General features: G+C 59.4%; 21 protein-coding genes. 13 read left to right on the top strand and 8 right to left on the bottom strand.

Annotated features, from left to right (window positions below; translation table 11 throughout):
* Positions 1-67: 67 nt before the first annotated feature.
* The 4 genes from GE107_RS15290 to GE107_RS15305 all read right to left on the bottom strand — a co-directional run bounded on the left by GE107_RS15290 (position 68) and on the right by GE107_RS15305 (position 2,513).
* Complete coding sequence (locus GE107_RS15290) at positions 68-454, bottom strand: hypothetical protein (RefSeq protein ID WP_219640835.1); 387 nt, start codon at positions 452-454, stop codon at positions 68-70.
* Positions 455-488: 34 nt separating this feature from the next.
* Complete coding sequence (locus GE107_RS15295) at positions 489-896, bottom strand: hypothetical protein (RefSeq protein ID WP_219640836.1); 408 nt, start codon at positions 894-896, stop codon at positions 489-491.
* Positions 897-936: 40 nt separating this feature from the next.
* On the bottom strand, positions 937-1,347 hold the full coding sequence (locus GE107_RS15300) for an exosporium protein C (RefSeq protein ID WP_219640837.1): 411 nt from the start codon (positions 1,345-1,347) through the stop codon (positions 937-939).
* Between the two features lie 161 nt (positions 1,348-1,508).
* Positions 1,509-2,513 carry a ketoacyl-ACP synthase III gene (locus tag GE107_RS15305; protein ID WP_219640838.1) on the bottom strand — a complete coding sequence of 335 codons (1,005 nt, stop codon included), beginning with the start codon at positions 2,511-2,513 and terminating at the stop codon, positions 1,509-1,511.
* Positions 2,514-2,676: 163 nt separating this feature from the next.
* Here GE107_RS15305 and GE107_RS15310 point away from each other — a divergent pair, with 163 nt between their 5' ends.
* From GE107_RS15310 to GE107_RS15320, 3 genes are all read left to right on the top strand, one after another.
* Positions 2,677-3,447 (top strand): YhcN/YlaJ family sporulation lipoprotein, encoded by a 771-nt coding sequence (locus GE107_RS15310; protein ID WP_219640839.1) that lies wholly within the window; start codon positions 2,677-2,679, stop codon positions 3,445-3,447.
* Between the two features lie 222 nt (positions 3,448-3,669).
* Positions 3,670-3,894, top strand: coding sequence for a helix-turn-helix domain-containing protein (locus GE107_RS15315; protein WP_019422432.1), 225 nt, complete (start codon positions 3,670-3,672; stop codon positions 3,892-3,894).
* Positions 3,895-4,051: 157 nt separating this feature from the next.
* A complete protein-coding gene (locus tag GE107_RS15320) occupies positions 4,052-4,501 on the top strand; it encodes a stalk domain-containing protein (RefSeq protein ID WP_219640840.1) in 450 nt (149 codons plus the stop codon).
* Positions 4,502-4,525: 24 nt separating this feature from the next.
* Here GE107_RS15320 and GE107_RS15325 read toward each other — a convergent pair whose 3' ends face one another.
* Positions 4,526-6,844 (bottom strand): helix-turn-helix domain-containing protein, encoded by a 2,319-nt coding sequence (locus GE107_RS15325; protein ID WP_219640841.1) that lies wholly within the window; start codon positions 6,842-6,844, stop codon positions 4,526-4,528.
* 269 nt (positions 6,845-7,113) lie between these two features.
* On the opposite strand from GE107_RS15325, the gene GE107_RS15330 reads away from it, so the two are divergent.
* From GE107_RS15330 to GE107_RS15365, 8 genes are all read left to right on the top strand, one after another.
* Positions 7,114-8,721, top strand: coding sequence for an extracellular solute-binding protein (locus GE107_RS15330; RefSeq protein WP_219640842.1), 1,608 nt, complete (start codon positions 7,114-7,116; stop codon positions 8,719-8,721).
* Between the two features lie 32 nt (positions 8,722-8,753).
* Entirely contained in the window at positions 8,754-10,505 is a 1,752-nt protein-coding gene (locus GE107_RS15335; RefSeq protein WP_219640843.1) for a hypothetical protein, read from the top strand.
* Positions 10,489-11,550 (top strand): glycoside hydrolase family 88/105 protein, encoded by a 1,062-nt coding sequence (locus GE107_RS15340; protein WP_219640844.1) that lies wholly within the window; start codon positions 10,489-10,491, stop codon positions 11,548-11,550. The genes GE107_RS15335 and GE107_RS15340 overlap by 17 nt, the downstream gene beginning before the upstream one ends.
* Positions 11,547-12,446 (top strand): ABC transporter permease, encoded by a 900-nt coding sequence (locus GE107_RS15345; RefSeq protein WP_219640845.1) that lies wholly within the window; start codon positions 11,547-11,549, stop codon positions 12,444-12,446. Before GE107_RS15340 ends, GE107_RS15345 begins: the two co-directional genes overlap by 4 nt.
* Positions 12,440-13,291 (top strand): carbohydrate ABC transporter permease, encoded by an 852-nt coding sequence (locus GE107_RS15350; RefSeq protein WP_219640846.1) that lies wholly within the window; start codon positions 12,440-12,442, stop codon positions 13,289-13,291. The genes GE107_RS15345 and GE107_RS15350 overlap by 7 nt, the downstream gene beginning before the upstream one ends.
* A gap of 451 nt (positions 13,292-13,742) precedes the next feature.
* Positions 13,743-15,545 carry an ABC transporter ATP-binding protein gene (locus GE107_RS15355; RefSeq protein ID WP_219640847.1) on the top strand — a complete coding sequence of 601 codons (1,803 nt, stop codon included), beginning with the start codon at positions 13,743-13,745 and terminating at the stop codon, positions 15,543-15,545.
* 19 nt (positions 15,546-15,564) lie between these two features.
* Positions 15,565-16,143 carry a hypothetical protein gene (locus tag GE107_RS15360; RefSeq protein WP_219640848.1) on the top strand — a complete coding sequence of 193 codons (579 nt, stop codon included), beginning with the start codon at positions 15,565-15,567 and terminating at the stop codon, positions 16,141-16,143.
* A 24-nt stretch (positions 16,144-16,167) separates the two neighbouring features.
* Positions 16,168-17,511, top strand: coding sequence for a DRTGG domain-containing protein (locus tag GE107_RS15365; protein WP_219640849.1), 1,344 nt, complete (start codon positions 16,168-16,170; stop codon positions 17,509-17,511).
* A gap of 3 nt (positions 17,512-17,514) precedes the next feature.
* Here the strand turns inward: GE107_RS15365 and GE107_RS15370 are convergent, their stop codons facing one another.
* The 3 genes from GE107_RS15370 to GE107_RS15380 all read right to left on the bottom strand — a co-directional run bounded on the left by GE107_RS15370 (position 17,515) and on the right by GE107_RS15380 (position 18,904).
* Entirely contained in the window at positions 17,515-17,808 is a 294-nt protein-coding gene (locus tag GE107_RS15370; protein ID WP_255570502.1) for a YtpI family protein, read from the bottom strand.
* A 265-nt stretch (positions 17,809-18,073) separates the two neighbouring features.
* Positions 18,074-18,571 carry a sporulation membrane protein YtrI gene (locus tag GE107_RS15375; protein WP_219640850.1) on the bottom strand — a complete coding sequence of 166 codons (498 nt, stop codon included), beginning with the start codon at positions 18,569-18,571 and terminating at the stop codon, positions 18,074-18,076.
* A gap of 6 nt (positions 18,572-18,577) precedes the next feature.
* Positions 18,578-18,904 carry a YtrH family sporulation protein gene (locus GE107_RS15380; RefSeq protein ID WP_219640851.1) on the bottom strand — a complete coding sequence of 109 codons (327 nt, stop codon included), beginning with the start codon at positions 18,902-18,904 and terminating at the stop codon, positions 18,578-18,580.
* A 105-nt stretch (positions 18,905-19,009) separates the two neighbouring features.
* Between GE107_RS15380 and GE107_RS15385 the strand changes: the two genes are divergently transcribed.
* Positions 19,010-22,789, top strand: a complete 3,780-nt coding sequence (locus tag GE107_RS15385; RefSeq protein ID WP_219640852.1) for a DNA polymerase III subunit alpha — start codon at positions 19,010-19,012, stop codon at positions 22,787-22,789.
* Between the two features lie 457 nt (positions 22,790-23,246).
* Positions 23,247-23,435: a glutamate decarboxylase gene (locus GE107_RS15390; protein ID WP_219640853.1), complete on the top strand. Its 189-nt coding sequence runs from the start codon at positions 23,247-23,249 to the stop codon at positions 23,433-23,435.
* The last annotated feature ends 98 nt before the right edge of the window (positions 23,436-23,533 follow it).

Genomic DNA, 23,533 nt, shown 5'->3' on the forward strand with positions numbered 1-23,533 from the left:
CGAACGCCGCAAGCCGGCTCCCGAGGCCGGCTTGCGGCGTTGATCGCGTTTTCGCGCCCGGTTCCGTTTAAATCGGGCCGAGCGCCAAGGCGCTCAGCGTTCGCGTGCTGGCGAAAACCGGGATCCCATCGAATTTCGAAGCCTGGAACGTATAAACGTGGAACCCGGCCGGGACATTGAAGTCGATCGCCTCCAAAGTCACGGTATAAACTTCCTCGAGGCCCTGAATGGAACTGTATAACACCTGGCCGTCCCGCAAGATTTGGAGAAAGACTCGCTCAAACGCTCCAGCGAGTTCGACCGTCGCCACGACTTCCACGCGGTTCGGGCTTACGGCGGGCAGAAAGATGCCTACATCCGCCAGAAAAGTCGGGGATGTACCGACTCCGACCGGGTTGGAACCGCTGAGCGTACTGGGCGCACTGGCCCGGAAATCCAGAACGTTCACTGCCATTGGAATCACCTCCCGAACATTCTCATCATTCACTTTAAGAAGGATTGGTTTGAATAGCCAGTCCGTCGAATTCCCGCGGGCTCAACGTCGTCGTCCCCGCATCGCTCGTCGCCTGTAGCGAATAAACGTGGAAACCGACCGGCACGTTGAAGTCCAGAGCCTGGAGAACCGTATTATAGTTGCTTTCCGCGCCCGCACCGTCTTGAACGCCTTGAATCGAGGAGTAAATCGGAAACCCATCCCGCAGAACGCGTAATGTGACATTTCCGATGTCCCCTGTTTGCGTAATGCCTACGTTTGCAATCAAGCGTACGATGTTGGGGGTAAGGAATACGTCGAGACCCAGAGTCGCGATAGTGGTGAAGCCGGCTCCGACGACGATCGGATTTCCTCCCTTGACGCTGCTCGGAACACTGACGTTATAGCTGATCACCTGTGCCATGCCCATCACCTCCCTTATCCTGATATAAGGTTTCAATCCATTACGGAATGGTAATGGCGGTACCGCTGAACTCGATGGGTCCTTGCGTGCTGGCCGAACCGCCGGCGATTTGCGCTTGCAGCGAATAAACGTGAAAACCGGCCGGCACGTCGAAATCGATCGCCAACTCCGAAACGGTGTAATGAACTTCAAAAGTGTTATTTTCTATCCCTTGAACGGTTGTATAAATCGGAAAGCCGTCCCGCAGGATGCGGATGGTCACTTGAACGACGAGACTGCCTTGACTGCTCAAACCTATGGTTCCTTTCAATTCAACCAGGTTCGCGGGGCTTGGCAGGTTGATCCCGAAATCCGCCAGGGTGACGAACCCCGGTGCGACAGGAATGGCTACGTTCGTTCCTCCAAATATACCGGAAGGCACGGAGGCTTGATAGGCGATAATTTGCGCCATAGAAACCACCTCCTTTCTTGATAGCATTATATGAAGTTGACAGGGTAAGGCTTGGACAATCCGACAACAACACTCGACTTAAAGCCGCATCCCTTCGCAAAGCGAAAATCCCCTCCGCTTTCCGCGTGAGGGGATCGTATCTTTTGCTTTCCGCGCGCTCTTTACCGTTGTTGGGCAGTCCAGCGCAGGACGAGACCGGATTGCGTAAGCCCGGATCCGAAACCGAAGAGGGCGACGAGATGGCCGGGCTTCAGCTTGCCGTCCCGCACGCCCGCGTCAAGCGCGAGGGGGATGGAGGCGGCCGACGTATTGCCGTTATCCACGACGCTTTGCAGAGCCTTCTCCGAAGGGAGCTCCAGCCGTTCGCAGATCGCCTCGATCATGCGCAGATTCGCGCTGTGCGGCACGAACCAATCGAGGTCCTGCACGCCGCATCCCGCGCTGGCGGTTAGCTCGCTCACCGCGTCCGGAATGGAAGAAACCGCCCATTTGTACACTTCGCGTCCGTTCTGGACGAGTTTTCCTTCCTTGGGCAATACCTGGCCCTCCCACAGCTTGGACAGCCCGGTGATGTACACCTGGTTTCCGCCGGTCCCTTCCGTAGCCGCGTAAGCGGAGAGAAAAGCGCCTTCCCCGACTTGTTCGACGAGCACGGCTCCGGCTCCGTCGCCGAATAGCACGCACGTCGTACGGTCCGTATAATCCGTGATTTTGGTGAGCGTCTCCGCTCCGATCACGAGAATTTTACGGTAAGCGCCGGTAAGAATAAGACCGTTCGCCATCTGGAGTCCCGTCACGAAACCGGCGCAGGCGGCGTTGATGTCCACGGCCAAGGCCCGGGCCATTCCGAACGCCCTCTGCACCTGCGAAGCGACGGATGGAAACGGCATATCCGGCGTCGTCGTCGCGACGATGATGCCGTCCACGTCATCCGCCTGCACCGAATATCGCTGCATAAGGTCGCGGACTGCCGCAATGGCCAGATGGCTGGAAAATTCGTCATCGGCCGCCCGATGCCTTGTCACGATGCCGGTCCGGCGCACGATCCATTCGTGATTCGTGTCGACGAGCCGCTCCAGTTCGTCGTTCGTGATCGTTCCTTCGGGCACGTGGCTGCCGATGGCGGTGATCGCCGCTCGGGATTGTAAAGCGGGAGAGGCATTCATCGTATTTCCTCGCTTTCGGATTTAGGATTAGGTATTAGTACCAGGTTCTATATTCATTTTCCATCGTACTACAACCATTCCCAATCCGCAAGCGGTATAGCCGTTCGCGGCCGGGAACAGGATAAGGATTGGTGGCAGCCGTCTACTTACGAGGAGGGATTCGATGCGGAAAAGCTTCGTCGCTTCAATGGTACTGCTTTCGGCAGCGCTCGCGGTCGCGGGTTGCGTGAACGACAAGACGGGGGATGTCGGCCAGAAAAATCTTCGTCCGAATCATACGAACGATTACGTCAACCACAGACTCTCCATCAACGGGACGCATTCGTACGGAAGCAGGACCTACCCGACCCGATTCGCCAGCGACCAAGCGAACGAGCAGAACCGGCGGATGGGCGGCAACCGGCTGAACAACAATATCGTAGGCGTCCACGACAACTACCATCTGCGGACGAACGACCGGATCGCTCGGGAGCTGGCGGCGATGCCGGAAGTGGACGCCGCTTACGTCTTGCTGACCGACCATAACGCGTACGTCGGCATAACGGAGAAACGAGCCGGAGGGATCGCTCCTCAATCGGCAGATGCAGGCGGCAGGTTGAAGGACAAGATCGCCGACCGGGTCAAAGCGATGGCGCCCGCGGTCCAGAACGTGTACGTGACGGCGAACCCCGAATTCGTCGGACGGGTGCGCTACTACAACCAAGCCGCCGGTGCCGGGCATCCCGTGCAGGAGTATTTGACCGAGTTCAACGCTCTCGTCACGCGGATCTTTCCGGCGACCGCCGCCTCCGGCACGACCGGCAACGGAACGGACCTTAGCGCGGATACGGGCATGGATACGGGTACCGGTCGCTCCCCCTCTGCCCTGAACAGATTCGGCACTTATGGCACGCATCGTGCTTACGGCCCCCTCGGCACGACCGGGTTCCGCTGATTCCGCGGATCCGGCGTTTCGAAGCCCCCTCGAACGAGCCGCTTCGCGGTCCGGCCTTGGGGGTTTTCTTTTATCGCGCGGAATAGACCACGCAATCGTTTTTAGCCCCGCCCATTTATGACTCCGCACCGCACCACTCCAAAAACCCTTTCATAAGATAAAGTTGACTGTATCCCTATCCCTTGTATTGATTCCAGCCCGGGCAAGGAGGGGTGACACACGTTGAAAGGCAGCGACCACAAGAGCAAATTCCTTCTCACGAATCGGGAACGCGAAGTGTTCGAACTGCTTGTGCAGGACAAAACGACTCGCGACATTGCCCAGCAATTGTTCATCAGCGAGAAAACGGTCCGCAACCACATTTCGAATGTGATGCAAAAGCTGAATGTCAAAGGTCGTTCTCAAGCGGTAGTCGAGCTGATCAAACTCGGAGAGTTGAAGATCTAAGCCCATGCTTGTCGATGCGGAATCGACTCAGGCCTTCTTTTTCGTTGCCTTTCCGGAGGGGCGAGGGGGAAGGTTTTTTGAGTTTTCGTCCATGAGCAACCAAACCCGTTAACACAGCGTCAAAATAGGAGTATGCTTCATGCAGGGGGGAGAGAGAATGAAGGTTTACATAAGACTGCTCGCGCTCATCGTGTGCGGTATTCTGCTGGGCATGTCCGTCCAAGCGGCCGCATCGGGCGGCATTACCGTGCGGTTCCAGGGACAGCCGATCGAGTTCGGGAAGAAGAAGCCGAAAATCATCGACGGGGAAGTGTACGTTCCCGCCGTTCCCGCGGCCGAAGCCATCTTGGGGCTCAAGCCGGCGTGGGACAAGAAAAACGCCGACTTGCTCGTCCTCGCCCCCGGTTATGAGATCGATTTCCAACAGAGCAAATTGATCTTGAGAACGGGCCGGGAGACGATCGAACCGCCGGTGCGCAAAGACAAGAAAACGGCGTGGGTGCCCCTGAAATGGCTCGTATCCCAAACGACCTACGGATATAAATGGGACGCCAGAAACAAAATCGCGACGATAGACAGACCGAAACGGGAGGCCGTTTCTTCTTGAAACCGGCTTGCGTAAGGGGGGCTCCTATCTGTACGTATGCCGGTAATCGGAAGGGGTCATCCCGCTGTATTTTTTGAAAATGCGAAGGAAGCTGGTCAAGTTCGGATAGCCGACCTTTTCGGAAATTTCGTGGACGTTCAGCTCCGATTCCACGAGCAGCGTCTGGGCGGCATTCATGCGGACGGCGATGAGGTAATCGACGAAATTGGCCGAAGTATGGTCTTTGAATATCTTGCTCAGATAGCCGGGGCTGATCTGAAACCGATCCGACAGGGAGCTTAGCGAAATGTCGCTCTGCCCGTAGTTTTCGTGAATAAAGTCTATGATTCGCCGGATGGAGCTTTCCGTCCGGCTTCTGGCGTTCCGCTTATCGTTCAGCGCCTGGATGATATCCAGCAGGATCGGGCGCAAAAAGGCCTTCATCTCCCCGATCGTCTCGCAGCCGTTCAAGCCCCGTTCCATCTCGGGATGCCCGTTTCGGGCACGCAGGATCACGCTCGGATCTCCGGCGGTCCGAATCGCTTTATAAATGATCTGCATCGATAAACCGACGAGCGTTTTCCGGGAGAAGTCATTGCGGACCGCGCTTTCGAACGCAAGATCCAGCAGTTCGTCCGCCCGTTCGGCGTTCAATTGCTTGACCGCCGCCGCCACATCGTCGATCCGCTCCAGCAGCTCCATCAAGCTTTCGGACTGCAGCTCGGCAATCTCTTCCTCCGTAATGACGGTGTTGCGGCCCGACACCATCTTATAATTGATCCGCTCCTGGGACTCCTGGTACGACAATTTGATCTCTTTGAAATCGTCCCGATGGGAGCCGATCGCGATGCTGATCGTAAACTTGAAATATCGTTCGATCGCCGTTCGGATGGAGTGGGCGAGTTCCACGGCGGCCGCAGCGTTGCGCAGGACCTGGCCGGCTTTGAAGCTGAGGATGATCGCGACTTGAAACTCGTTGATTTGGACGGAGGAGCCTTTGACGCCGTATTCGCTTCCCCGGATGATTTCTTCCGCGACATTGCCGATCGCATAGAGGTAGAGGCCTATGTTTTCCATCTGCTCCAGCATCGCCTTGTTGTCGAGTTCGACCGTCATGACGATGTAATGCCGAGAGTGCAAGTCGATCCCAACGAGGTCGAAGTACGCTGCGGCCATATCGTATCTTGTCCGGTGGCCGGTGAGGATATCGAACAGAATCTGGAACTTCAAGGCAGGCTTGCTTTCCCGAATGTGCTTCTCCGCCTCCGAATATCCGGAAACGATGTTCCGGACCCGATCCTCCAGCGAATGGAGATCGAATGGGCGCCGAACGGGAAGGCCGTCCTTCGGAGTCGGCGATGGCCGATTGACCAGCTGCTCCACCTTGCCGACGAAACGCTCCATCGGCTGGAACCATCTCCGGTTCACGAACGCGACGGTCAGCACGAACAGCAAGGCCAGGCAGACCGCGATACCGGCCAGCACGTTGCGGATGGCGAGATAGGCGGAGCCGATCTGTTTCTGCGAGACGATGTACACCAGCTTCCAGCCTGTATAGGCGGATGAAACGTAAAACACCCAATCGTTGGCAGCGCCGCTGGTTTCCCGCACGAAGCCCTGATTCCGTTCGGACAGCAGGAATTCCGCATACTTCTCCCCGGCGATCGATTCGCCGATTTTCGACTTGTCCTTGTGCGAAACGATCTTCCCCGAGGGATCGACCAAGAATACGTTGTCGCCGCTGCTGAAAGTCAGGTCGCCGAACATCCCGGAAAGCGCGCTTTCGTTGACGTTCACGGCGATAACGCCCTTCCGGTTGGCAGGCCTCTCCGCAAGGGGATAATACCGGATCAAGCTGACGGTATGCGGAAGAGCCGCGGAAGCGCCGGATGACGGGGTGCTCGTCCAGAAATAATAGGGTTTCCTGCCGAGGCAATCGGGGATCCAATCGTATTTCGGCATATCCTTGAGCGGGCCGTAAGCGTTATCGGTCAGCAGACGTCCGTTCATCTTGGAATAAACCAAGATCGAATCGAGGGTGTCGTTCGAATGCAAGGCGTTGCCCAATTGCGTCTGAATGGCCGTCAAATTCATCAAATAGTCCGGCTCGGTCGAGCTTGGCGATTCGAAAAAGGCGCGGAATTGTCCGGATTGCGTATACGCGATGATCGTACGGTCCATGTCTTGAAGCGTGCCGTCGATTCGCTTGTTGATTTGGTCCAGCATGTTCAGGTTGGATCGAACGACTTCATCTTCCAGGCGGTGCTTCCATCCGATATAGGAAATTACGACGATCGAGACGATCGCGGCGACGAACAGTGAAGCGTAGATGAGAAGAATCCGATTCGACATGTTCCGTTTCATTCGGCACGCCCCCGAAACCTTATTATTTATTCGTCAAGGCCGAACGTACTTCTTATACGTACTAGCTTAGCGAAGCCTGATGAAAGGGCAAGTGTCTTTTTAAGAGACGACTTTCTTTTTTTCATCTAACCCCGGATGATCAAGAAAGGATAGCTCATCTTGCCAAAGGTCACTTTCGGGCGCTGGCGGCCAAGTTCTATATTCAAGACACGGGAACCGATCAAATTCCCGAATCGATGGCAGAACATTCAACGGGAGGTCAACAATCAATGGGAAAAAGTTTGCGGAGAAACGCGATTCTGGCGGTCCTGCTTGGAACTGCGCTCCTCGCGGGCGCTTGTTCGAACGGAAAGGTCACGTCCGGCGACAATGCACCGCAGGGCGCTGCAAGCGGAAACGGCACGGAGCAGGCCGCACCGCCCCAAGAGGAGAGAGGAAGCATCTCGGCGTCCATTTACGACCGGGGAAGAGTGCCGGCGGAGGAAGGCAGCTATGCGGATAACCGCTGGACCCGGTGGATGAACGAGCAGTCCGGGGTAGACGTCAAATGGACGCCGATTCCGCGCGCCCAGGAGTTCGACAAATACAATATGCTGATCGCTTCTGGACAGGCGCCGGATTTGATCACCTCCTACGACCGCAACATGCTGTCCCGCTTCGTCAGCCAAGGGGTCGCGCAGCCCGTCGACGAGTATATCGAAAAATACAGCACAAGCTACAAGAAATATTTGGAAGAGCATCCGGAGTTGAAGCCGTACCTCACGTTCGACGGCAAAATGTACGCGGTGGCCAGCATGCGCAACACGAGAGCCCAGACGATGATTTGGATCCGGCAGGACTGGCTGGATAAGCTGAATCTGAAAATGCCGGCAACCGTGGACGAGCTTCTCGATGTCGCCCGGGCCTTCCGCGATCGGGATCCCGACGGCAACGGGGAGAAGGACACGATTCCGATTGCGATGACATTGGCCTATGACCGAATCGTCGACGACTGGTTCCAAGCCAGAAGCGCGGAATGGATGATTGAGGACGGCAAGGCGACCCAGAGCTTCTTCACCGAGCGGTACAAGGATTCCTTGGCATTCCAGAAGCTGGCCTATGACGAAGGGCTGGTAGACAAGGAATACGTGACGGACAGAAAAACGTGGGCGCGCCAAAAGCAGCTTTGGTTGACCGGCAAATCCGGCATTCTGTTCGGCTTTGCCAACACGACGAACGAAGGGCCTAACGCGGAATTCTTCAAAAGCCAGCCGAACGCCGTCGTGAAGCCCGTACCGCCGATTGCGACCAAGTACGGAACGAACGGATACCAGAAAGAGGCGCCGAACTTCCTTCTGACCCTCTTCAACAAGGACATGAAAGACCCCAAGGCGGCCATGAAATTCATCGATTGGATGCTGGACAGCGGTTGGAAACCGTTGACCTATGGGGAAGAGGGCATCCACTACGAGTTGAAAAACGGCATTCCCGTCACCAAGAATCCGGAGAAGTTCGCCAAAGAGGTCAGTTACGCGATCGAATACCGGCTCGTTCACCAGGAGCAGCTCTCGGCAGAATCGCTGGCGGCGCAAGCGGGCGACGATCCGAATCAGCAGAAGGCCATGCAGTTGTTTGGCGAGGCGCTCGCCATCGTCGCTCAAACGGCGTACCGCCAAGATTTCCCGTATCCGCCCAGCGTTCCGGAGTATACCGATATCGCCAGCCAGTTCAAGGCGAAATGGGAGGAGATCGCGACCAGAACGACGATTGGCGGCAAGAGCTACACGCCCGACCGCGCGGTGGCGGATATCCGCAAGGAATGGGATGCGCTCGGCGGCAAAAACATCGAAGCGAAAGTCCAGCAATGGTACGAGCAGAACAAAGAGAGCTTTAAGTAACCAACCCGCTTCCAGGAAAAGAGGAGTAAGAAGTGAATCAGGAACAAGTGCTGATGGATGCGCTGGAACGGCAATGGCAGGAGATCCGCGGCAAGCGCATTACCGATCCCGGCAGCCGCTGGCGCGGCACGTTCGAGCTCCCGGGGGATGAACCTTCGGCGGGACTGGTGGAGATCGACGCGTTCCTTACGGTGACGGTTCCGCTTTACTGCCATCCCGCGTCTCCCCTGTTTCGTGACCGGGAGATCTTGAACTGCATCGACGGGCAGGTTGAGTACCTGCTGCGCAGCCAGTTTCCGTCCGGATGCATCTCGCTGGCGAACTGCAATATCGATTCCCCTCCGGATACCGGCTTCGCCGTTCATGCCGCCGCGCTTTCCTACCGTGCGCTGGACCGCTTGGCCGCGCGGGAGGATGGCGAAGCCGCCGCCGAGAAGGAGACGCTGGATAAACTCCGGCGTTTCCTGGGCGGTACGGCGGAATGCTTGCTGACCGGGGGCATTCATACGCCGAACCACCGCTGGGTGATCGCAGGAGCGCTCGCGCTGCTGTACGAGATCTTCGGCGACGAACGGCTTCGGGAACGAGCGGACCTTTATTTGGGGGAAGGGCTCGATCTGAACGGGGCGGGAGAGTGGACGGAACGGAGCAACGCGATCTATAACGCCATTTGCGGCATCTTCCTGTACCACGCGGGAAGGGTGTTCGGCTACAAGGATCTTTTCGAGCCGATCGCGCGAAACCTCATGATGATGAGGTACATGCTTCATCCGGACGACACGATCGTGACGGAGTATTCCAGCCGTCAGGACCGCGGAAAACCGATTCGGCTAAGCGGCGAATACTACGTCGCTTTCCGGCTGATGGCCTCGCTGACCGGAGACGCCGAATTCCAGGCGATGGCCTTGAAGGCTTTGGAATCACCGTCGCAGCCCGGGAAATCGCTGCTTTACTGGCTCGTCTTCCGGGAACGGATGCGAAGCTCCGCGGAGGCGGCCGCGCTTCCCGTCCGTTATGAGGTCTTTCTGAACGAAGGGCGGGAGGCGCCGGTCTCGGGAGCGATTCCCCATGTTCGGACGGCATACCACTCCGGCTCCCCTCTGGTGCGTTACCGGAATGGGGATTTGAGCGTGACTCTGATGTCCGGCCAGCCCGAATTCCTGTACGTCCAATGCGGCCGCGCCAAGCTTCACGGCGTCAAGCTTTCGCTGGGCTGGTTCGGCATTGCCGGCGTTCCGATGGCGAGACTGGAACGTACCGGCGAGCGAGCCTACGAATTGTCCATCGTTTTGGAAGGCAGCTATAGAGGCCCGCTGAAGGGGGATGCTTCACGGCCTGGGCGAACGGGGCGCTCCGAATACGATTTCCGCCAGACGGGCCGGGAGAAGACGCACGTCACCAGGCTGCCCGTTACGATCGGGGTTCGGCTGCTGGAGGACGGCGTCGACTTTCGCGTCCGGGCGGACGGAGTGCCGCATTTGTTTGCCCAACTGGCGTTCCAGTTCGACTCCGAAGGAGAGGTTGCCGGGCCGGGTCTGGAAAGTCTGTCGGACCGGTTGCGGCTATGGAAGACGGGAAGCGCGGTTTACCGGTTCGGCGAAGACGAAATCGAGCTGTGGGGCGGAGCCGCGGAACACGGATTTCGCGCGCTGCGAAACGACCGGCACGATCCCGATTTCCTGCATGTCATCGCCAATCTGATGACTCCGCTGGATGCCGCCGTGCACATTCGCTGCCGCAAACGCAAGGAAGACGGAGGGGACCGAAATGACTGCGAAGACTGAACTTACCGCGCGCGCGCTCCGGGAAACGCTGGAACGTACGGCCGCTTATACGATGAAGCCCGCCCCGGAGCATGAGCGTTTGATGGACACTTGGCAATGGGGGCAAGGGGTGGCGCTTTACGGTCTTGTCAAAGCCCACGAAGCCTTGGGAGATCCAACGATTCCGGCCTATGTCGAGCAATGGCTGGACAGCCGCCTGGAACGCGGCGGCATCGGCAAGAGCATCAATACGACGGCGCCGCTGCTGGCCGCCCTCAATTGGATGCGGCTAACGGGCGGAGACAAGTATGACGAGATCTGCGGGGCGTTCGCCGATTGGTGCCTCGCGGAAGCCCCGCGTTCCGTGGAAGGCGCCTTCGAGCATTCCTGCACGGAAAACGTGTATCCGAACGAAATTTGGGCGGATACGCTGTTCATGGGCTGCCTGTTCCTGGCCCAGTGGGGCAAGTATACGGGCAGCGGACGTTACGTGAAGGAATCGGCCCGGCAGTTCCTGCTGCACTACAAATACTTGAGCGACCCGGCGACCGGACTCATCCATCATGGCTATTACGGCAGCGAAGGGGCGCGCAAAGGCGTGCTCTGGGGCCGGGGCAACGGGTGGTTTGCCGCCGCTTCCGCGGAAGTGCTGGCGGATTTCGCCGGATTGCCGGAGTACGAAGCCGTCCTTGACCATTTCGCCAGGCATGCGCAGGGGGCAGCCGCAACGCAGAATGAGGAGGGCGCCTGGCATACCGTCATGAACGACACGGGCACCTACGCCGAGATGTCGGCAACGGCCGCGTTCGCTTTCGCGTATCACGAAGGGAGCCGGAAAGGATATTTGCCGTCCGGGTACCGAAGCCGTGCGCATTCCGCCGTCCGGGCATTGCTTGCGAACGTTGCGGACAACGGCAGAATCGACCGCGGCTCCGACGGCACTTGCGTCATGCCGGGCGCGGCCGACTACAACGCCATTCCTTACCGCTACTCCGTTTTCACGCAGGGTCTCGGTCTGATGGCCCTCAGCAGCGAATACGCGCTGGCGAAGGATGCGGGGTTATGAAAGTCAGTCTGAAGCGCGATGTATGGCTGTATCTGTTTTTGCTGCCGGGCCTGTCTTTTTTTCTTCTCTTCAAATACGCGCCGTTATACGGGGAGATTCTTGCGTTCAAGGATTTCCGGATCGTGGACGGGATATGGAACAGCCCTTGGGCCGGGTTCAAGCATTTCGACCGGCTTTTCCATGACGAGGAGTTCTGGACGATCCTTCGGAACACGCTGCTCCTGAACCTGTACAACATCGTATTCGTCTTTCCCGCCCCGATCGTGCTGGCGCTGCTCCTGAACGAGCTGAGGCTCGCCTGGTACAAGCGCTTGGTCCAAAATCTGCTGTACTTGCCGAACTTCATTTCCTGGGTCGTACTGGGCGGCATCGTGGTGACCGTTCTATCCCCGAGCACCGGGGTCGTCAATCACATTCTTGCGCGAGTGTTCGGGATCGATCCCGTCTATTTCATGGTCAGCACTTTCTGGTGGCCGATCGTGTTTACCTTATCGTCCATCTGGCAGACCGCCGGCTGGGGGACGATCCTCTATTCGGCGGCCATGGCGGGCATCGATCCGGGACTGTACGAAGCGGCCAGGATCGACGGGGCGGGCAAGGCGCGGCAAATTTGGCATATCACGCTTCCCGGCATCCGCGGCACGATCGCTATTCTGCTGATCCTTCAAATGGGCCGAATGATGGACGTGGGCTTCGAGCAAGTATACAACATGCAGAACGCCGCCGTGTACAGCGTTTCCGACGTGATCAGCACGTACGTCTACCGGATCGGCTTGCAGGGGGCCCAGTACAGCTTCGCGACGGCAGTCGGCCTCTTCCAGGGCGTCATCGGCCTGATTCTCGTACTGACGGTGAATCAGATCATCAAAAAGATGGGAGAGGACGGACTATGGTAAAACGGTCCCTGGCGGCCGCCAACGCGCTGCTTCTTGCGGTGTTCGCGTTCATAACGCTGTTTCCGTTCCTGAACGTGCTGGCCTATTCGTTCAGCAGCAGCCGGGCGATCGCGGCCGGGGAGGTATTCGTCTGGCCTGTCGAGTTCAACGTCGCCGCTTTCGGGAAACTGATCGACGACGGGCAGCTGTTCGTCGCGATGAAAAACACGGTCATTATTACCGTTGTCGGTACGCTGCTCCAGATGGCGGCGACCACGCTGGCCGCTTACGCGCTCTCCAAGAAAAGGCTGAAGGGACGAAAGGCTTTTCTGGGGATGATCCTGTTTACGATGCTGTTCGGCGGCGGATTGATTCCCCTGTTTTTGCTGCTGAGAAATTTGCAGATTCTGGACTCATTCTGGGCAATTTGGCTGCCGAGTCTCGTCAGCGCGTACAATCTGTTCGTCATGAAGTCGTTCTTCGAAACCTTGCCCGCGGAGCTGGAGGAATCGGCGACCATCGACGGGGCCGGCGATCCGGTGATCTTCTGGAATATCGTCGTCCCACTGTCCAAATCCATTCTGGCGGCAATCTCGCTGTTCTACGCCGTCGGCATGTGGAACGTTTATTCGCAGGCCGTGTATTTCCTGAACGATTCCGAGCTCATGCCGCTTCTGGTGCGGTTATATCAAATGATCCAACAGACGAGCGAAACGCTGTTGGACAGCAGCGAAGCGAGCCTGATCCAGCCGGAAAGCATCAAGGCCGCGGCGATCGTCATCGCGATCGCGCCGATTCTGTGCGTGTATCCGTTCCTGCAAAAATATTTCGTCAAAGGGGTTCTTCTGGGATCGGTCAAAGGGTGACCCCGGGAGCGTTCCGGGCAGGGAGCCGTAATCGGGAAGAGCGCTCTCCGGATCCGGAAGGTACGCCAAGCATTCCAGCATGGAATGCTTGGCGATTTTTTTATGACAATATAGAGTTTATTAGTTTCCAGGGAGCGGTTTTGGGGAAGCGGGCGGGTGGGGATCCTCTTACGGTGCCGGCGCTCCCGTTCATGTTCTGCTCGTCTTGCGAAGCGGATATTGCGACTAATAGGTTGTGTCTCGCGGAGCTGCGAGCGCTGTCGTGACTTCCGGAGGCGTTATTTCCGCGAATTCCTTAGGTGTGCTGCAGGGATGTTTGAGAATGCAGGACCGCGCAAGCGGTCTATCTTATTTTCAGCAGACATCGGATATGGCGGTTCGGGGTTTACACGGCAGGGAAAATGAATGACAATGGGAGTCGTTAACGCGCGTTCAGAGGAGAGAGGCTTCCATGTCATCCGCAGGCTTATCCGCAACAGATGCTCCGTCGTACGGTTTGGAACACATTTTGGAGGACGAATCGATTACGGAACGCCGCCCCGCGCGGTTTCTCCTGCTGCTGTACCGGCAGCATTGGGGCAAGCTGGCGCTCTCGACCCTGTTTTTCCTGATCAAGCATTCTCCGGTCTACGTGCTTCCGATCATCACGGCTAATTTGATCAACGTCGCCTCCAATCCGGAGCGGTACGGCCCGAGTTCCTTATGGATCAATATCGCGGTCCTGCTCGTCGTGATCATCCAGAACATCCCGACCCAAGTGCTGCACATCAGTTACATGAGCAAGGCGATCCGCTACGTGGAGGCGGGGCTCCGAAGCACGCTCGTGCGCAAGCTCCAGCGGCTGTCCATGGCCGCGCACGGGGAGCTGGCCGCCGGCAAGCTGCAGGCGAAGGTGCTGCGCGACGTGGAAGCGATCGAATTCCTGTCGCGGCAGATGATGCTGTCCGTCATGCCCGCCATCCTCAGCGTCATTGTCGCCGCCGGCATCACGATGTATCGAAGCTTGCTCGTCAGCGCGTTTTTCGTTTTCACGGTGCCCGCCGCGCTGATCGTCGTCTATTTCTTCCGCAAGAAAATCGCCCGCACGAACCAGGAATTCCGCAAGTCCATCGAATCAATGTCCGGCAAAGTGTCCGAAATGGTCGGCATGATGCCGGTCACGAGAGCGCACGGCCTGGAGCAGACGGAAATCCGCAAAATCGACGCGACCCTCACCCGCCTGCGCAACAAGGGCTACCGGCTGGACATCGTGGAGGCCTATTTCGGCTCCTCGGCATGGGTGACGTTCCAGGTGTTCCAGGCGCTCTGCCTGGCCTTTACGATTCTGCTGGCTTACCGAGGACAAATCCCGGTCGGGGACGTGGTGCTGTACCAGTCCTTCTTCGCCATGATCCTCGGATCGGTCAACCAACTGATCAACGTGTATCCGAATATCGCCAAAGGGTTCGAGTCGATCTACTCGGTGACGGAGATTTTGCTGTCGCAAGAAGAGGAAGCCTATCAAGGGAGGAAGAAGCTGGACACGGTCCGGGGCGCGTTCTCGTTCCGGAACGTCCATTTCGGCTATCCCGGTTCGGATCGGCACGTCTTGTCCGATTTCAACCTGGACGTGAAAGCGGGGGAGTGCATCGCGCTCGTCGGAGCGTCGGGGGCGGGCAAGTCGACGGTGCTGAACCTGGTCATCGGCTTCAACCGGCCCGTGAAGGGCGGCGTCGCGATCGACGGGATCCCGATGGACGAGATCGATATGGCGGCGTACCGGCGGCATATCGCCGTCGTTCATCAGAATACCGTGCTCTTCTCCGGTTCGATCCGGGAAAATATCACGTACGGGCTGCCATCCGTGCGGGAAGACGATCTTGCGGCCGTCATCCGCATGACGCACCTGGAGGATGTGATCGCTCAGCTGCCGGACGGCTTGGACACGGCCGTGGGCGAGCACGGGAGCAAGCTGTCCGGGGGCCAGCGCCAGCGCATTGCCATCGCGCGGGCGCTGATCCGGGATCCGAAGGTGATCCTGCTTGACGAAGCGACCTCCGCGTTGGACAATGAATCGGAGTACCACGTGCAGCAAGCGATGAAGAAGCTGACCCGGGGCCGCACGACGTTCATCGTCGCGCACCGCTTGTCCACGATCCGGGACGCGGACCGGATCGTCGTGATGAAGCAGGGCCGCTGCGCCGAAATGGGAACGTACGAGGAATTGATGGCCTTGCGGGGCGAATTTTATCAGCTCAAAATGCTGCAGAATTAACGGAAAAGGGGTCATCGACATGTCGGCTCCGGGCTTTGAACCGAGAAAGCTGCTCGGGCTGGTCATCCATCCGGACAACAGCTTGAAGCTGGAACCGAAGGACGATTGGCTGTACGGCGTCGTCGGGGCCGCGATGGGCACCGTCGGGTTCGCGTTCTGGGTGTGGGCGGTGCATTTCGGGTTCGTCCGTTCGCTCACCGTATTCGCGGATTTGATTTACACCGCCTTAGTCGGAAGCTCTCCGACGGGGAGGTTCCTGTGGATCGGCATCGTTTCGATCATCGCGCTCATCGCGGTTCTCTCGATCGCGGGCAACCGCATGGGCGGGCGCAAACGTAACTGGATGGAAGCGGTCGCCCATCTGGGCGGCGCGCAAGCCTGGTTCGGCGCGGCGTTCGCGGTAAACGGACTCGTGGCGCTGGCGCTGTGGAAGATTTCGATGGTGCTGATGCTGTCGCTGCTGCTGTTGAACCTGGTCGTTCTCGTCTCCCGTGCCGCCGATCTGCATGAAGTAGGAAGCGCCAGAAGATTCGCTTACGCGGGGCTTTCACTGGTGATTTACGCGACGGCGGTGGCCGTGGTGTACGCGATTTTCTAAAATGAGGGAAACGGAGGAACGGGCATGTCGGGCAACGATCCGAAGGCGGGGGAAGCGACGAAGCATGAGCTGCTGCTGCAATATATACGGGAGCTGCCGGTCGGCACCAAAATATCCGTTAGGCAGATGGCCAAGGACCGCGGCGTGTCCGAAGGCACGGCCTACCGGGCCCTGAAGGAAGCCGAGCAGCTCGGCATCATCAGCACGAAGGAACGGATCGGCACGGTGCGGGTCGACAAGAAGCGCCGCGGCAATCCGGGACAGCTGACGTTCGCCGAGGTGCTCGAAATCGTCCAGGGCAGCCTTCTGGGCGGGGAGGAAGGGCTGGACAAATCGCTGCACAAGTTCGTCATCGGCGCGATGGAGCTGGACGAAATGAAGGGCTACATCGACGCCGGCAGCCTGCTGATCGTCGGCAACCGCGACAATGCCCACCGCATCGCGCTCGAACATGGAGCGGGCGTGCTCGTCACGGGGGGATTCGGCACGAGCGAGGACGTGAAGGCGCTCGCGGACGACCGGCGGCTGCCGATCCTGACGTGCCGGCACGACACGTTCACCGTCGCTTCGATGATCAACCGGGCGATGTACGACCGGCTCATCAAGCGCAAAATCATGATGATCGCCGATCTCGTCGAACCGTCTTCCCGGATCGGCTCCCTGAAGCAATCGGCGACGGTGGCGGATTTCCTCAAGCTCAGCGCGGAGACGGGGGGCTCGCGGTTCCCGGTAACGGACGAATGGAACCGCGTGGTGGGGATGATCACGTCCAAGGACGTGGTCGGGTCCGCGTCCTCCCATACGCTGGACCGGCTCATGACGCGGCGGCCCACGACGGTGACGATGGCGACGCCGATCGCGTCGGCCGCCCACCGCATGGTGTCCGAAGGCTTGGATCTGCTGCCCGTTACGGACCGCCAGCGCAAGCTGATCGGCACGATCGGACGCGCGGAGGTGCTTCGGGCCATGCAGCTCGAAGGCCGACCGGCGCAGCTCGGGGAGACGTTCGACGCGCAGATGTGGAGCGGATTGACCGAGCGGAGGGACGAGGAAGGGAAGCTCTACTTCACGGGAATGGCGACGCCCCAGATGTCGGGACCGCTCGGCACCGTTTCCGAAGGCGTGCTGGCGGCGCTCATGCAGCAGGCGGCCGCCCGGGCGGTGGAGGAGATGGGGCGGCGGGAGCACGTGCTTGAGAACGTGACGACTTACTTCCTCCGAACGGTGCCGATCGAGGCGGTGATCGCGATCCAGCCGCTCGTGATCGAAGCGAGCAGGCGTTTCGTGAAGCTGGAGGTTCAGGTGTCGCACGAGGGCGAACTCATCGCCAAGGCGATGATGACCGCGCAGACGATCGATCCGGGGTGAGCCCTAGCTGCTGCGGCTGAAATAGGCGTGATTGCGGACCCCCGCGAAGAGGTTGAACAGGCCGATCAGCAGGAACAAGGCTCCTACGATTACCCGTACGGTGGATCCGCTGAACAGGAACATTTGGATCAGCGCGATGAAGATGAGCATGAGCCCCATGCTGACGTTCATCCGGGCGGCGTACAGGCCCCGAAGGCGCGCGTCGGCCTGCCGGCGGGAACGGACGCTGAACACGACGGACGACAAGGACGACAGCGCGATGAGAATGCCGAGCGTCCACTGGAAAACGGTTACCAACGACAAGCAGCTCCTTTGGGATAATGTCAGACTTTGTGCGTATGGGAAATGATGAAACGCCATTTCATTTGAATAGCGGGACTCCCCCTGCTTTAACCTCACAAAAGTGAAGATTCGCTTCGATGTATATGCCGAGTACTTTTAGGGAACCCCGGCGAAGAAGCGGCGTCACTTTCGGGAGACTGGTTGCTGCCCCTGATTGTACCATAAACGGAGAACGAGCGCTCTCCCCGCGGGGGAAGCGCTCGTTCTCGTTACGAAACGTTCAAGGCCGCAAGTGGACCTGCGCCTCCACCCATACCTGAAGCACGGCGTCGGCCACGAGAATGGTCGTGATCCGAACGTCGTAGTCGTTCTCGCCGATGTCCGTGTAGACTTTGTTTTCGAGAATCTTTCCCGCGAATTGCGCGTCTTTGCCGATATGATAGATACTGCGTCCGCGAAAACCGGAGAGGTCGTCCTTGATGCGTTTTTTGAGTTCCTTTTCGGTGACGGCGTCGATGCTCTTCCGGCCCTCCGGTTCCTGGACGAACACCATGATGCTCTGGATCACGCTGCCTTTTTCGGTGTCGCTCTGCACCCGTTTCAACTCTTCCTGGGAATCCGTCAGCTGCTCCTTGAGCTTCAAGTTTTCCAGCATGACCTGATTCATATGCTCGCTTTCAAGACCGTTCCAAGCTGCCGCCCCGACAACCATTCCGCATACGAAGAAAGCCCCGGCTGCCGAAAACTTCCGGAAACGTTCGAAGGAGGGAACACGCATGCCGGGTCACCTCCCGCTTCTGCACATCCATTGGATTAATTCCGTGCCCATGTGGGCGCCGAGGAACGCGAACAGAATATAGCCGATTTGCCGGATCGCGAGTGAAATATGTCCTTGCGCCATGTTGGTCTCGATCACCCGGATCGGATCGATCGTGCCTCCGACCGCGGCGACGAGCGCCCATATTTTCAGATGGGTAGCCACTTTCAGCATTTCGTCCTTCGGCGGCACCCAGGCGAAAACGGCGCCCATCCCGGCCAGCAGCGCTCCCCCCAAGACGACCCCGAACGCGATGAAGAAGCAGAATACCGCTCGGGTATATATCTCGCTCATGTCCATCCCTCCTCTCTCATATGTATGGGACAGGTCCGGCTTCAAATACCGAACATATGTGCTATAATGGAATCCAAAGCGTGTGAAGAAAGAGGGTTGCGGCGCATGTGCGGTTTCGTTCATCTGCACGTTCACAGCGAATACAGCCTGCTGGACGGCGCGGCGCGCATCCGGGACATGGCCGACCTGGCGGCCGGGCTCGGCATGAAGGCGCTGGCGCTTACGGACCACGGCGTCATGTACGGGGCCATCCCGTTCTATAAAGCCTGCAGGGAGCGGGGGATCAAGCCGATCATCGGGATGGAGGCATACGTCGCCGCCGGCTCCCGGCACGACAAGGCTTCGCGCAAGGATCAGCCGATCTACCATTTGACGCTGCTGGCCAAGGACGAGACCGGTTACCGCAATTTGATGCGGCTGTCGTCGGCCGGGCATCTGGAAGGCTTCTATTACCGGCCGAGAATCGATTTCGAGGTGTTGTCCGCGTACGCGGAAGGATTGGTCTGCCTCAGCGGGTGTCTGGCGAGCGAGGTGTCCCAGCACTTGCTCTCGGACCGTTACGACTCGGCGAAATCGGTGGCGCTGCGGTACCGGGAGCTGTTCGGGGACGATTACTTCCTCGAGCTCCAGGAACACGGCTTGCTGGAGCAGAAAAAGGTGTCCGCGGGCGTGCTGAGACTAGCGGAGGAGACGGGCATTCCGCTCGTGGCGACGAACGATTCCCACTATCTGCGTGAGGAGGACCACGCCCTTCAGGAGGTGCTCCTCTGCATCGGAACGGGCAAGACGCTGGAGGATCCCGACCGGCTGAAAATCGCGAGTACCCAGCTGTACCTGAAAAGCGGCGAGGAGATGGAAGCCTTGTTCCGCCACGTGCCGGAAGCGGTGGCGAACTCCGCCGCGATCGCGGAACGCTGCAGCCTGGAGCTCGAGTTCGGCCGGCACGTGCTGCCCGAATTTTCCCCGCTTCCGGGCGGCATGGATGCGGGGGCGTATCTGGCTTCGCTATGCCGGGAAGGCCTGGAGATGAGGTACGCCGGCACGCCGGAGTGGCAGGACGAAGGGTTCCGGCGGGAGGCCGAGGAGCGGCTGCTGTACGAGCTCGGCGTCATCGCGCGCATGGGCTTCGAGGATTACTTCCTCATCGTTTGGGATTTCATCCGGTTCGCGCGGGAGCAAGGAATCGCCACCGGTCCCGGACGCGGCTCCTCGGCGGGCAGCCTCGTCGCCTATACGCTGAAGATCACCGACGTCGACCCGATCCGGCATAAGCTGCTGTTCGAGCGCTTCCTGAACCCGGAGCGGGTCACCATGCCCGACATCGACATCGACTTCAGCGACGAGCGTCGTGACGAGGTGATCCGCTACGTGTCCGAGCGCTACGGTGACGACCGCGTGGCGCAGATCATCACGTTCGGGACGCTGGCCGCGCGCGCCGCGGTACGGGACGTCGGCAGGGTGATGAACCTTCCGTACGGGGAAGTGGACAAAGCGGCGAAGCTGATCCCCGGCATGCCCGGGATGTCGATCGAGCGGGCGATGAAGGAAAGCCCCGAATTCCGGGCGCTTGCCGAAGGCGGCGGGCCGGCCGGCGAACTGATCGCGATGGCGCGCAAGGTAGAAGGGATGCCCCGGCACGCGTCGACGCACGCGGCGGGCGTCGTGATCGCGCCTACGCCGCTGACCGATTATGTACCGCTCCAGGAAGGGACCGAAGGCGTTCCGCTCACTCAGTATTCCATGGAGCATCTCGAGGCGGTCGGCCTTCTGAAAATGGATTTTCTCGGTTTGCGGACGCTTTCGATCATCGAGCGGACGCTCGGATGGATCCGGGAAGAGACGGGCCGGCAGGTGCGGTGGGAGGAGATTCCGTATACGGACGAGGCGACATTCGCCCTCCTGAGCCGAGGGGATACGACGGGCATCTTCCAGCTCGAGGGTTCGGGGATGCGGCGCGTGCTCAAGGAGCTGAAGCCGTCCTCTTTTGAGGACATTATTTCCGTGCTGGCGTTGTACCGTCCCGGGCCGATGGAGTTCATTCCGCAATTCATCCGCGCCAAACACGGCCAGGTGGCCGTGGAATATCCGCATCCCAAGCTGGAGCCGATTTTGGCGGATACGTACGGCATCATCGTCTACCAGGAACAAATTATGCAAATCGCTTCCGTTATGGCGGGCTTTACGCTGGGACAGGCGGATTTGCTGCGGAGGGCGGTCGGCAAGAAGAAAAGGGAAATTCTCGACGAGCAGCGGAACCATTTCGTGGTGGGCAGCCTGGCGATGGGGTACGCGGAAGAAGAAGCGAACGGGGTCTACGACTTGATCCTCCGGTTCGCGGATTACGGGTTTCCCCGCGCGCACGCCGCCGCCTATGCGGTGCTCGCGTTCCAGACCGCCTATTTGAAGGCGCACTATCCCGTGCCGTTCATGGCTTCCATGCTCACTTCGGTGATCGGCAACCAGCGCAAAACGGCCGAGTATGTGGACGAGTGCCGGCATATGGGGATTCCGGTGCTGCCCCCGGACGTGAACGAGAGCGGCGTGCTGTTTACGCCCGTGCGCACGGAGGAGGGCGGCGGCGCGATCCGATTCGGCCTGGCGGCGGTGAAGAACGTCGGCACGCAGGCGATTGAAGCGATCCTCGCGGAGCGCCGCGAGAAGCGGTTCGAATCGCTCAGCGATTTGTGCCGCCGCGTCGATCCCCGCGTCTGCAACAAGCGGGTCGTCGAGTCGCTGATGCTCGCGGGCGCCTTGGGGTCGCTGCCCGGCCACCGCGCACAGCAGCTCGCCGCCCTTGACGAGGCGGTGGACGCCGCCGCCAAGTGGAGGAAGGAGAAGGAGGAGCTGCAGATCGAGCTGTTCGATCTCGGGGAGTCCCCGAATTGGGACGTCGATCTGCCCGAAGTGGCTCCGTTCGGTGCCGCGCAGACGCTCGAATTCGAGCGGGAGCTTATGGGCTTGTATTTGTCCGGCCATCCACTGGACGAGTACGAGGACGCATGGGAGGAGCTGAAGCTGGAGCGTCTCGTCGATCTGGCGGAGGCGCCGGACGGCGCTTCGATTCTGACCGCGGGCATGATCGTGTCCCTGAAGCCGTTCGTCACGCGCAAAGGGCAGACGATGGCGTTCCTCGAAATCGAGGACCGGATCATGACGGCCGAGCTGGTGGCGTTCCCGACCGTGTGGAAGACGGCGTCGTCCTTCGTGAAGAAGGGCTCGCTCGTGCTCGTCCGCGCGAAGGTGCAGCAGGGGGACGAGGACTTCAAGCTGCTCGCGGACGACATTCTGCCGCTCGCCGCGCCGGATTTGCGGATGCAGGCCGCGCGGCTGCGGAGATTGGCCCAGGCGGCGCCTGCCGATCGCGCCGCGCGGAGAGGGCCGGCCGGCGGCGGATCTCGGGCGCCGCAGGGTGCCCCGGGTTCGAGCGGAGGCGGTGCCGTTGCCCCGCGGGAGCGGCAACTCGCCGCGGGAGGAAACGGCGGGGGATCCGCCGACGGGCGGCAGGGAGCCGCGGGTTCGCCGAGCGGCGGTGGAGCAATTGCGAAAGCGGCGATTGCCGGACCTGTCGGCGCGGGGATTGGCAGAGGCGCCGCAGGTCCTGCGATGGACGGGGCGCCCGGCGGCGCGGCGAAAGTCGGAGGCGGTACAAGCGAGAACATTCAGCGGGCCTTCATCCGCATCGACGAATCGCATGAGCAACCCGCAGTCTTGGCCCGACTCAAGGCGCTCTTGTCCGCCCATCCGGGAGACGTTCAAACGGCGTTGTACTACGATCGGGAGCACCGGACCGTCGCGTTATCGGACGACTTCCGCATCCGGCCTTCGCAAGAGCTGATCCTCCAAGTCGAGCAATTGATGGGGGAAGGCAGCATCCGCTTGAAGTGATTTGAACCCATACGGGTGATGGCAAAGGACTCTTCGTCTTATGGACTGGAAGAGTCCTTTCCGTTTTCTCGCAGTCGCAGGATGCCGCGCATGGATCCGCGGGACAACGAGCAAACAGGAATCGTGTGACTCCGGGACGGATCGGCGGAACAACGGGCAAGTATGGCGCATGCCCCGTCTGTGGCAAATTGTCGGAATAACGGGCAAGTATGGCGCATGCCCCGTCTGTGGCGAATTGTCGGGACAACCGGCAAGTATGGCGCATGCCGCGTCCGTGGCGAGTTCTCGGGACAACGGGCAAGTATGGCGCATGCGCCTATACCGCCCCGCAAGCCGCGTCCCATAAGGGATGGGATGCGGTTTTGTTGCTAGTCCCAAGGTGGATGTGCTATGATTCGGTTGTTGCATTCTTTAAGTATTTTTAATCAAAGCCATAAAACAATGGGGGTTCCGCTTCATGTGGACGGTCATATACATTGCGCCGACCGCGAAGATCGCCGAACGGATTCAGAAGCGCCTGACCGAGCAAGGGTTTCTCGTGCGGGTCCGCCCCATCAACTTGACCAAACCGCAGTACGAAATACTCGTTCCTTCCGGCGAAGTGCGGGAGGTCCAAGAAGTGCTGGGAAGCATCCTGACTCCGTAAGCGAAGTACGTTTGTCATACATAATGCCGCGGTTGAAGAGCCGGTGAACGATTGAACGGCAGGACGGACCGCCATTTTTTTCGCCTTGTGAGGTGTCG

This window comes from Cohnella sp. CFH 77786, assembly GCF_019400745.1.
In the GTDB taxonomy this organism is placed as follows: domain Bacteria; phylum Bacillota; class Bacilli; order Paenibacillales; family Paenibacillaceae; genus Cohnella.